Here is a 9,164-nt window from a genome sequence, read left to right as displayed (position 1 = left end):
CTGTTGACGGGCGGTCATGCCAGGCGGCTCATCCCGGCAGCGCACGTGGATGACGTCGTGCCGGACGGCGCGCCCTCGCCTTCGGCGGCCGCTTCCCGGTGGTCGCCATCCGCTCCCGGGTACCGCGCGGCTCGACGCCCCTGGCCTCGGCCGCCATGGCGGACTCGGCGCCGGTCCGCTCTTGCTGGGCGTGCGGGGCGCGTTCGCCGGTCCGCGCGCGGGACGATGTCAGCTGCGGGTGCCCGCTTCGGCGTCGCTGCTCGCCGTGCTCGTCAGGAGCGCGCTGGCGACCACGTCGAAGATGCGGTCGGCGCGGGGCGCGAGCGAGCGCTGGTCGCCGAGCCAGGCGAGCGCCTCCACCAGCGCGAACACGTCGTCACCGTCGATGTCGGTCCGCGCCACACCCGCGGCCTGGGCACGGGCCAGGAGCCGCGCACCGGCCGCGCGCAGGGTGACGCAGGAAACGTGGAGCGCGGAATCGGGATCCGCGATGGCCGCCGCCATCAGCACGACCGCGCCCCGGTACTCGGTGGTCCAGCCGACGCAGTCGCGCAGCCACGACACCAGAGCATCGCCGGGCGAGTCGTCCGTCTCGAGCGCGTCCGCCTTGGCGGTCAGCTCGCCGAAGCTCGTGTGGAGCAGGGCATCGAGCAGCGCCTCGCGCGTGGGGAAGTGACGCAGCAGCGTGGCGAGCCCGACGTCGGCCCTGCGTGCGATGTCGCGCAGGGACACGTCGACGCCCTGCTCGCTGATGGCGGCGCCCGCTACGGCGAGCAGGTGGTCGCGGTTCTTCCTGGCATCGGCCCGCATCTGTGCCCCTTGACTGTTCGGATCGGTGGTCCATGTATTCGGGTCAGCGGTCCGAATACATGGATCACTGATCCGGATAAGAGTATCGTGCGGGGCAGGCAGGGGCGAGCCTCCCCCTGCGGCCGGCACCACCGCCTGTGCTGATGCGTCACTCGACGCAAAGTGCGCTGCGGCCGAGGCTTCTGCCGAGACGGTGACGGTCCGTCCGAGTGCAGGTGAGGGTGCTTGCCCGCGGCGCGCCGGAGGATGACCCTCCGGACAGTTCGCTGCGCGGGCAGCGGGCGGCGAGGCGCGTGTCATTCCGGACGTCTTTTCATCAGGCCGTCCCCTGCAGCAGCCGGGACAGCTCGGCATTCAGGTCGATGCCGTCGCCCTCACGCCCGGACGGCACCAGGTGGTAGGTGCGCTCCAGCCACTGCGTCACCACGGGGAGGGAGGCGGTGAGGTGGGCGGCCCCGTGCGGGCGGGACAGGGCGAGATTCAGCACGGCATCCGGCCCTGTGCGGGTGGGCCAAAGCCGCACGTCCCCTTCTCCGCTCGGCCGGAGTATGCCCTGCGCCAGGAGATCGCGGTCGAACGCCCAGGTGACCGGTTCGTCGGTATCGGCATAGAAGACGATGTGCACGGCATAGGGGTCGTGCGGTCCGTACAGGAGGCGGGTCGCCACCGTCACCCGCTGGTCCGGCGTGAGGGTGAGCTCGGTAGGAAGCGATTGATCGATGCAACTGCTCATGATTCCAGCTGTAGGTTCACGGGTTGACGGGTGCCACTGCAGCCGGCAGCGGTGCACCCGCACCCTGCGACGTCGGCGCCCGCGTGTGTCCGGGCACATGCGCAGATGTCCGACGGTCAGCGGGAGGTGTGGTCGTTGAGCCCGTGTGCCTTGGCACCCACGGTGACCCGCTTGTCGGCGTTCCAGCGGTGGAACCGGTGGCTGTCGTAGGAGTGCCCCTGGCCGTTGTTGTTGTGGTGCCACTTGGTGCCGTTGCGCTCCCACTTGCGGTGGCCGTCGTAGGAGTGGCGCCGGCGCCACTCGTTGGCGTTCCGCTCTTTCTTGTGGTGGCTGTCGTAGCCGTAGCGGTCGCTGCCCTCGCGGTCGCGGTCGCGGTCGCCCCCGCGATTGTCGCCGTAGGGGACGGCGGTGCCAAAGGAGTGGGATGCGGCCGCAGTGCGGTCGGCGGACGGGTCGGACGTCGCCGATGCGGTGCCGCCTACTGCCAGCAGGGTGGCTGCTGCGACAGCGGCAGTGGCGGCCATGCTGGCGGCCCGTCGTGCAAACGTGTGATTCATGATCATTTTCCTGGGTCTGCGCCCTGTGGCACAGGGTCTGGCTGTGCCCCGAGAGGGTGATGGAGGGTCTGGCTATTGCCTGGGGAGGGCGGGGCGTTGGAGGTTCGTTCCTTGCCCGCGGACGGCCGGGTTGCCGGGCGCGGGCCAGGGCTGCCCCGCATGCCGGCGGGGGCGTGTTCAGCCGCGGTGGGTCTCCAGCAGTCGCAGCCAGATCTCGCCGAGGGTGGGGAAGGCGGGGACGGCGTGCCAGAGCCGGTTGAGGGGGACTTCGCCGGAGACGGCGATGGTGGCGGAGTGGACGAGTTCTCCGACGCCGGGGCCGGCGAAAGTGATACCGGCGACGGTGCCCTGGTCGGTGTCGATGAGCATGCGGGCGTGGCCGCGGTAGTCCTCGCCGTACTGGTGGGCGCCGGCGATCTGGGCGAGGTCGTAGTCGACCACCTTGATGCGGCGCCCGCTGTGTTCGATCTCGCGGCTGGTCAGGCCGACGGAGGCGACCTCGGGGGTGGTGAAGACGACCTGGGGGACGGCCGAGTGGTCGGCGGTGGCGACGTGTGCGCCCCAGGGGGCGGTGTCGACGGGCTCGTTGTTGGCGCGGGCGCCGATGACGGCGCCGGCGATGCGGGCCTGGTATTTGCCCTGATGCGTCATCAGGGCGCGGCGGTTGACGTCGCCGACGGCGTAGAGCCAGCCGCCGTCGACGCCGGTCACCTGGAAGGTGTCGTCGACGGTGAGCCAGTCGCCGGGGGTCAGTCCGACGCTCTGCAGGCCGACGTCGCGGGTCTGCGGGGCGCGGCCGGTGGCCAGCAGGATCTCGTCCGCGGCCAGTTCGCTGCCGTCGGACAGCGTGATCCGCACCTCGCCGTCCTCGCGGGTCATGAAGGTGGCGGTGGTGTTGAAGCGGATGTCGACGCCGGCTTCGCGCAGCCCCTCGGTGACCAGGTCCCCGGCGAACGGCTCCATCCGCTCCAGGAGCCCGTTCTCGAGGACGAGCATGGTGACCTGGGAGCCGAGGGCCTGCCAGGCGGTGGCCATCTCGACGGCGACGACGCCGCCGCCGACGATGGCGAGGCGGCCGGGCGCCTTGGTGGCGGTGGTGGCCTCGCGGCTGGTCCAGGGACGGACGGTGTCGTATCCGGGGATGGGGGGCAGGGCGGCGCGGGTACCGGTGGAGACGGCGACGGCGTGCCGGGCGGTCAGGTTGATGGTGTCGCCCTCCGCGGTCTGCACGGCCACCTTTTTGGGGCCGGTGAGGCGGCCGTGGCCGCGTATGAGGTCGACGCCGGCCGAGTTCAGCCAGTCGACCTGGTCCTCGTCCTTCCAGTACGAGGACATCTTGTCGCGGTGCGCGAGGACCGCGTCGACGTCCAGCGGGCCGGCGACGGCCGGGTCGAGTCCGGGTACGCGGCTCGCGTCGGCCCGGGCCACCACCGGCCGCAGCAGCGCCTTGCTCGGGTCGCAGGCCCAGAACGAGCATTCGCCGCCGATGAGTTCGCGCTCGATGATCACGGTGCTGAGTCCGGCGGCGCGGGCGCGTTCGGCCACGTTCTCGCCGACCGGCCCTGCGCCGATGACGATCACGTCGTAGGTGCGGGTCGTCTCGTTCGTCACTGCTGTGTTCCTCACTGTTTCGTTCCTCATTGCTTGCGTGCCCGGCGCGGGACTCTCCGGCGGCCGCGTTCGCCGTTCCCCGCGGCCGGGCGGCGCCGGGGCCGCCGCACCGCACGGGGCCGAGGGGCAGTTGCGGGACGGGGCGGCCGCTCGGCCGGCGCGGGCCCCGCGGCAGCCGGACCGCCGGGCGGCGCAGAGCACCCACCCGTGCGCTCGCCCGGTGGTCCGGTGCCGGTCTTCGGTCCGGACCGCGAAGGTGCTTGGTCCGGACGGGCTGCCGTCCGGGCCGGGCACGGCTCGTTGCGGCCCTTGGACGGTGGCTTGCGGGGTGGTCAGCGGCCGGGGAGGCGCTGGGTGATCTCCTGGAGGACCCAGCCGTTGCCGTCCGGGTCGCTGAAGGTCGCGAAGGAGGCGTAGGAGGCGCGCTCGGGGTGCGGGCCGGCCAGCCGCTCCTGGCCGGGGCGGCGGTGCGTGACGTCCCCGCCCTCGTGGCCGTGGAAGAGGCCGCCCGCGTCGTGGAAGATCTCGCTGACCTCGATGCCGCGGCCGGTGAGCTCCGCCCGGGCCTCCTCGATGTCGGAGACGATGAGGTACAGGCCCTGGAGGGAGCCGGGCGTGATGGGGGTCATCCCCTCGCCGAAGATGATCGAGCACTCGGAGCCGGGCGGCGTGAAGTGCACCACCCGGACGTCCTTGCCGGCCTCGTAGTCGACGTCCAGGCGGAAGCCGGCCTTCTCGTAGAAGGCCTTGGCGCGGCCGGTGTCGGAGACGGGCAGCACGATCATTTCGAGCTTCAGTTCCATGGGGGGTGTCCTTGTTTCTTGACGTCGGTGGATTACGCCCAATGCGTCACCGGTTCAACAGGTGGTGGTCGCGGCCGGGGTCTCGTTGCCTCCGGCGGCTGCGGCGGACGGCGTGACGCCGAAGGGGGAGTGGGCGATCCGCCACGGTCCGACCTGAACCAATGGTCCGTTTTTCCGGACCACTGATCCGAATATATGGACCACCGATCCGAATAGTCAAGAGGGGGATGCGGGCCGATACGGGAGCGGGGCGTCGACGCCTCCCCGCGCGACATCGCGCGCAGGGCGCAGGCCGAGCTCGCGGCGCTGTGCGCCGCTTCCTGGCGCGCGGGGCGCCGTCGAGGACGCCGAGTCCGCACTCCACGCTTCGTGCGTCACGGTGCGCGCGGCCGGTGCGCGGCCCCTCGCCCGCGCCCGGGCCGCGGTCATGGCGCGGAGCGGTATGGATGGCACCGATCTCTCTGCACTGTCCGCGACGCTTCGCTCGGCTCGGCGATCAATGCCCGCTCGCACCATGTGCCGATCGCCTCGTCGGGGCCCCGTCGGCTCGCGGTGGCTGCCGAGCCGACCCGGGGCCGGCGGGAAGCGGGGGACGGGGAGCGGGCAGAGCGCCCTGGGTCTCGAACTGTTCGTGCGCGCCGCCGTCGGCCGCTTGACGGCGGTCGCGGTCCGCCCCCGCAGAGCGTGCGGCTCGACGCCGGCGCCTTTGGCTGCTCGGTGGACGCGGCCTCGGACCGCTCCCGCCGGGCGCGCGGCCCGGCTCGCCGGTCCGCGGGCGAGACGGTCTCGCCTGCAGGCCCGAGGGCGGCGTTCCCCGTCCGGCCCGGCGCTCCTCGCGGTTGCCGGAATCCCGCTCGCGCCGGGCCTCGGGCCTTCGAAGTGGCGCCCAGGCGTGCCGAGTTGGAGCGGTCTTGTGAGCCCGGCGTCGGTCCCGTGCGCGATGTCGCACCGTGACACCTCGGCGTCCTGCTCGCCGAGGGCGGTGCCCGCTGTGGCGGGCAGGGGGCGCGGTCCGTCCCGGCATCGGCCCGCATCCGCCCCCCTTGACTATCCGGATCAGTGGTCCATATATTCGGATCAGTGGTCCGGAAAAACGGTCCGCTGGTTCACTTCATTTGCCCCGCGAGAGACGCAGGAAGAACGCTGTGCCAGAACAGACCATGAAAGCGATCCGGCTGCACGAGTTCGGCGGCCCTGAGGTGCTGCGTCACGAGGAGGTGCCGGTTCCCGTGCCGGGGCCGGGTGAGGTGCTCGTGCGTGTGCACGCGATCGGCATCAACCCTCCTGACCGGTATGCGCGCGAAGGGATGCCCGGCATACCCCCCGAGATGAGGCCCGAGTTCCAGCTCCCCCTGATTCCGGGGACCGACGTCTCGGGCGTCGTGGAAGCCGTCGCCGCCGACGTCAACGGCTTCGCGGTCGGAGACGAGGTGATCGGCCTTCTGCGCTTCCCCACCCTGCTCCAGAGCGGCGCGTACGCCGAGTACGTCACCGCGCCGGCGTCCGACCTCGCCCGCAAGCTGACCGGCATCGACCACGTGCACGCCGCCGCCCTGGTTATGTCGGGACTGACGGCATGGCAGTTCCTGATCGAGCTCGGGCACGATCATCCCTCGCCGTTCCAGGAGGCCCAGCACCGCCCGATGGCACTCGACGGCCGGAGCACGGTGCTCATCAACGGCGCTGCCGGTGGCGTGGGCCACCTCGCCCTCCAGCTGGCCAAGTGGAAGGGGGCCCGCGTCATCGCCGTGGCCTCCGGCGCCCACGAGACGTTCCTGCGCGAGCTCGGCGCCGACGAGTTCATCGACTACACCAAGGAGCGGCCCGAGGAGGCCGTTCGTGACGTCGACCTGGTCCTGGACGCCGTCGGGGGCCCCGACAGCAGGCGCTTCTTGCGCACCCTCAAGCGCGGCGGGTCCCTCTACCCGGTGTACTTCGGCCAGTTCGACGACGAGGAGAACGCGAAGCTGGGTGTCACCGTCACGGCCGTGACGGTCCGCTCGAGCGGCGCGCAGCTCGCCGAACTGCAGAGCCTGGCCGACGCGGGGAAGATCCGCGTCGCGATCGACAGCACGTTCCCGCTCGCGGACGCCCGGGCGGCGCACGAGCGCGTGGCCCGGGGACACATCCGGGGCAAGATCGTGCTCACGGCCGTCTAGGAACGAGCCGTCCCACCGGCGCGTTTGGCGGTCGTGCTCAGGGCACCGGTGGTCTTCGCGACGCCGGCGCGGAGACCTGGGGCGCGGCCGGCGATCAGGTGGTCGCGATGCTCGCTGCGGCGAACCGGGCGGACCCGTTCGCTCGGCCCGGTCCGCCGGGTGCGCCCGGCAGGGCACCGCCCTGCCGGGCGACCGGGTCGCGATCACCGTTGCCCCGCCGTACAACTCCGTCGAGCCGTAGGCGTTGCAGATTTCCGCGACGCCGAACTCGATCGCGGCCGCCCGCACGTCCGGCGGCGGCCCGATGATCATCCCACGGGGCAGGGTGGTGACGGCGTCGCGGGAGAACGTCGGCTCCGCGACGAGAGCGCGGGTGATCGACGGCAGGGTGTACAGGACGGTGCACCGGCGTCGGGCGACCCGGGCGAGCGCGCCCGCGGCGTCGAAGGTCTTCTGCAGCACAACCGGGCTCCCGGTCACCGGAGCGACCATCAGAGCGTTGGCACCGCCGTAGCTCCAGGACAACGGAACCGGGAGCAAAACGCGGTCGTCGTGTCGGACGCCCATCCGGGCGGCGACCTCGTGGCGTGACCGATCGCTGCCCGCTGCGCGAGGCGGACCGCCTCGGACCGGGTCGTCGAGCCGGAGGGGCAGAGCACCGGAGCGGAGTCCCCGGTTGTGGATGTCGGTCCGCCACGGTCCGCCGTGTCTGCTCCCAGGTCGGTGAAGGAGCGTGCGCTCGAGGGCCACCCGGCCGATCACGACGAGCTCGCGCAGTGCGGTGTAGGTCGCCGAGTGCAGGCCCGGCCGGTCGGCGTTGGAGACCTCCGGTATCGGCCCGGCGATCACCGAGGTCAGATCGGTGGTACCGACCCGGTCGGCGGTGAGCAGCACCTCGCAGCGGGAATGCGCGAGGAGATGGTGGAGATCTCAGCTCCTGACCCAGGTAGGGGCGCCTCCCGTTCCCGGTCGCGGGCCCGATCGCATCATCGGCCTCTGCCTGCGGGCGAAGCCCGGGCAGACCCCCGCGTTTGCCACCGAGCCGGAGGAAGGCCGCGCGTCAGGAGCGCGAGCGGCCGAAGGTGCCGCTGCGCGACATGGTCACGGGGCAGTGGAAGGCGCCGCCGCTGTGCACGCCTCGTCCTGATCGTCGACGTCACGGACTGCATGCTGCTGTCCTGCACGCCGGGCCATCTGATGAGTGAGCTCCACTACGACGAGACCCGCGGCCTGCTGGTCGTGCTCGGTGCGATGGCGCTGATGACGAGCGTGTAGCCGTTCGGCGGCGCGCTGTCGGACCGTGTCGTCTCTTCCGGCGGCGTCGCCGGCTGCGCGGGCTTCTTGTTCCTGTCCGTTCCCGCGCCGCTGCTGATTCACGGGGGCGGCCCGCTTGCCATCGCGCTCGGCATGGGCGCCGGGTCTGCTCCCGGCCTGCCTCACCGCGGCGATGCCGTCGGTTCTCCTGGCTCGCTTGCCCACCCACGTCCGCTACGGCTCTCGCTCTTCGGCGCTGCGACGCCGCGGTGCTCACGGCCCTCATCGGCGCGAGCGGCGACGTGATGATGCCCGCCTGCTGCAGAGGGTGGCCGCGATCATCGGTGCCGCGGTGTGGTTCATGGCGGAGCCGGCCGGGTGGCCGCTGCCCGGGGTAGTTCCTGCTGCGGAGAGGAGGCGCAGGCGCGCCCTTCGGGGGCGTGAGGTTCGACGGGGTGCCGGTCGGCCGCACGGTGGTGTGTCCGTGTCACTCGGTTCGCGGGCGGCGGTGTTGTTCACACAGGTCCGGCCACTGCCGTGGCGCGTCGGGGGCATCGGTGCTTGGCGGCACCGTGTGTGCGCAGTGGGGGGCTTATCGCTTCGTCGGCGTCGCGGCCCGGCTCGTACGAGGGCGTCAGGCGGACGCGGGAAGAGCGAGGCCCTCGGAGCGGCGGTGGCGGCCGCTTGCGGGCGCGTCCAGGGCGGACGGGCGCTCGGCGGCAGGCTGCCCACGGTGCCGGCCGGCACCGAAGTCCGTCACCGGACGACGGCGGCGAAGGGTCCTGAGGGTACGGATCGACTGCTTCATCATGTTCTCTGTCCGGGTGTTCTTTGGAGCGGATCCTGCTCAGAGGCCGCGGGGGTCCTCGATGACGCGGACGGTCCAGAGCTGGTCGAAGCTCCACCGGTCGAAGGCGTAGGCGCGCTCGTCGGCCTGGGCGACGGCGACCCACTGTCCCTGGTTCAGGTGGTAGACGCGGTGGCCGTCGTAGCGGAGCTGCCGGCCCTTGTCGTCGGAGCGCCAGTACGAGTAACCCGAAGCGTCCCGCTCGCCGTGCCATTCACGCTGCCCGTCCGAGAGGGACCAGCCCTGGCCGATCCGGGAGAGGTTGGCGTGCTGGGCCACGGTGGCGACGGCGGTGGTGGGGTGAGCGTTGTGCTGAGCCGCGGGCAGGGTGGCTGCCGAGGCGGTGCCGGTGACGGCGACGCCGGTCATGGTCACGGTGGCGGCTGCGAG

The 9,164-nt window shown here is 72.1% G+C and carries 7 protein-coding genes and 3 pseudogenes; 3 read left to right on the top strand and 7 right to left on the bottom strand.

What is annotated here, in order from left to right; all coding sequences use genetic code 11:
* Positions 1-228: 228 nt before the first annotated feature.
* The 5 genes from ABEB03_RS43835 to ABEB03_RS43815 form a co-directional block, all read right to left on the bottom strand.
* Positions 229-810 carry a TetR/AcrR family transcriptional regulator gene (locus tag ABEB03_RS43835; protein WP_345658700.1) on the bottom strand — a complete coding sequence of 194 codons (582 nt, stop codon included), beginning with the start codon at positions 808-810 and terminating at the stop codon, positions 229-231.
* Between the two features lie 316 nt (positions 811-1,126).
* The gene (locus ABEB03_RS43830; RefSeq protein WP_345658699.1) at positions 1,127-1,543 is read right to left on the bottom strand and encodes an SsgA family sporulation/cell division regulator; all 417 of its coding nucleotides are present in this window, start codon (positions 1,541-1,543) and stop codon (positions 1,127-1,129) included.
* Between the two features lie 116 nt (positions 1,544-1,659).
* On the bottom strand, positions 1,660-2,100 hold the full coding sequence (locus ABEB03_RS43825; protein ID WP_345658697.1) for a hypothetical protein: 441 nt from the start codon (positions 2,098-2,100) through the stop codon (positions 1,660-1,662).
* 177 nt (positions 2,101-2,277) lie between these two features.
* Positions 2,278-3,741: a dihydrolipoyl dehydrogenase family protein gene (locus ABEB03_RS43820; RefSeq protein WP_345658696.1), complete on the bottom strand. Its 1,464-nt coding sequence runs from the start codon at positions 3,739-3,741 to the stop codon at positions 2,278-2,280.
* Between the two features lie 302 nt (positions 3,742-4,043).
* Entirely contained in the window at positions 4,044-4,514 is a 471-nt protein-coding gene (locus ABEB03_RS43815; protein ID WP_345658695.1) for a VOC family protein, read from the bottom strand.
* A 334-nt stretch (positions 4,515-4,848) separates the two neighbouring features.
* On the opposite strand from ABEB03_RS43815, the pseudogene ABEB03_RS45530 reads away from it, so the two are divergent.
* A pseudogene (locus ABEB03_RS45530) lies at positions 4,849-5,170 on the top strand (hypothetical protein); the annotation flags it as partial.
* A 504-nt stretch (positions 5,171-5,674) separates the two neighbouring features.
* On the top strand, positions 5,675-6,673 hold the full coding sequence (locus tag ABEB03_RS43810; RefSeq protein WP_345658702.1) for an NADP-dependent oxidoreductase: 999 nt from the start codon (positions 5,675-5,677) through the stop codon (positions 6,671-6,673).
* Between the two features lie 183 nt (positions 6,674-6,856).
* Here ABEB03_RS43810 and ABEB03_RS45525 read toward each other — a convergent pair.
* Positions 6,857-7,240 (bottom strand): annotated as a pseudogene (locus tag ABEB03_RS45525) (AMP-binding protein); the annotation flags it as partial.
* A gap of 386 nt (positions 7,241-7,626) precedes the next feature.
* Between ABEB03_RS45525 and ABEB03_RS43805 the strand changes: the two are divergent.
* Positions 7,627-8,339: pseudogene (locus tag ABEB03_RS43805) on the top strand (MFS transporter); the annotation flags it as partial.
* Between the two features lie 435 nt (positions 8,340-8,774).
* On the opposite strand, the gene ABEB03_RS43800 reads toward ABEB03_RS43805, so the two are convergent.
* Positions 8,775-9,164, bottom strand: a 390-nt coding sequence (locus tag ABEB03_RS43800) for a hypothetical protein (protein ID WP_345658703.1), incomplete at its 5' end; no start/stop codon positions are given.

Origin of the sequence: Streptomyces siamensis (assembly GCF_039543605.1) — a bacterium.
GTDB lineage: Bacteria > Actinomycetota > Actinomycetes > Streptomycetales > Streptomycetaceae > Streptomyces > Streptomyces siamensis.
The sequence above is the reverse complement of the archived record's forward strand: the minus strand, read 5'-3'. Positions and strand labels throughout refer to the sequence as shown.

Excerpts from the sequence above, each read along its gene's own strand:
- ABEB03_RS43835 (WP_345658700.1), bottom strand. The coding sequence starts at position 810 with ATGCGGGCCGATGCCAGGAAGAACCGCGACCACCTGCTCGCCGTAGCG.
- ABEB03_RS43830 (WP_345658699.1), bottom strand. The coding sequence starts at position 1,543 with ATGAGCAGTTGCATCGATCAATCGCTTCCTACCGAGCTCACCCTCACG.
- ABEB03_RS43825 (WP_345658697.1), bottom strand. The coding sequence starts at position 2,100 with ATGAATCACACGTTTGCACGACGGGCCGCCAGCATGGCCGCCACTGCC.
- ABEB03_RS43820 (WP_345658696.1), bottom strand. The coding sequence starts at position 3,741 with ATGAGGAACGAAACAGTGAGGAACACAGCAGTGACGAACGAGACGACC.
- ABEB03_RS43815 (WP_345658695.1), bottom strand. The coding sequence starts at position 4,514 with ATGGAACTGAAGCTCGAAATGATCGTGCTGCCCGTCTCCGACACCGGC.
- ABEB03_RS43810 (WP_345658702.1), top strand. The coding sequence starts at position 5,675 with ATGAAAGCGATCCGGCTGCACGAGTTCGGCGGCCCTGAGGTGCTGCGT.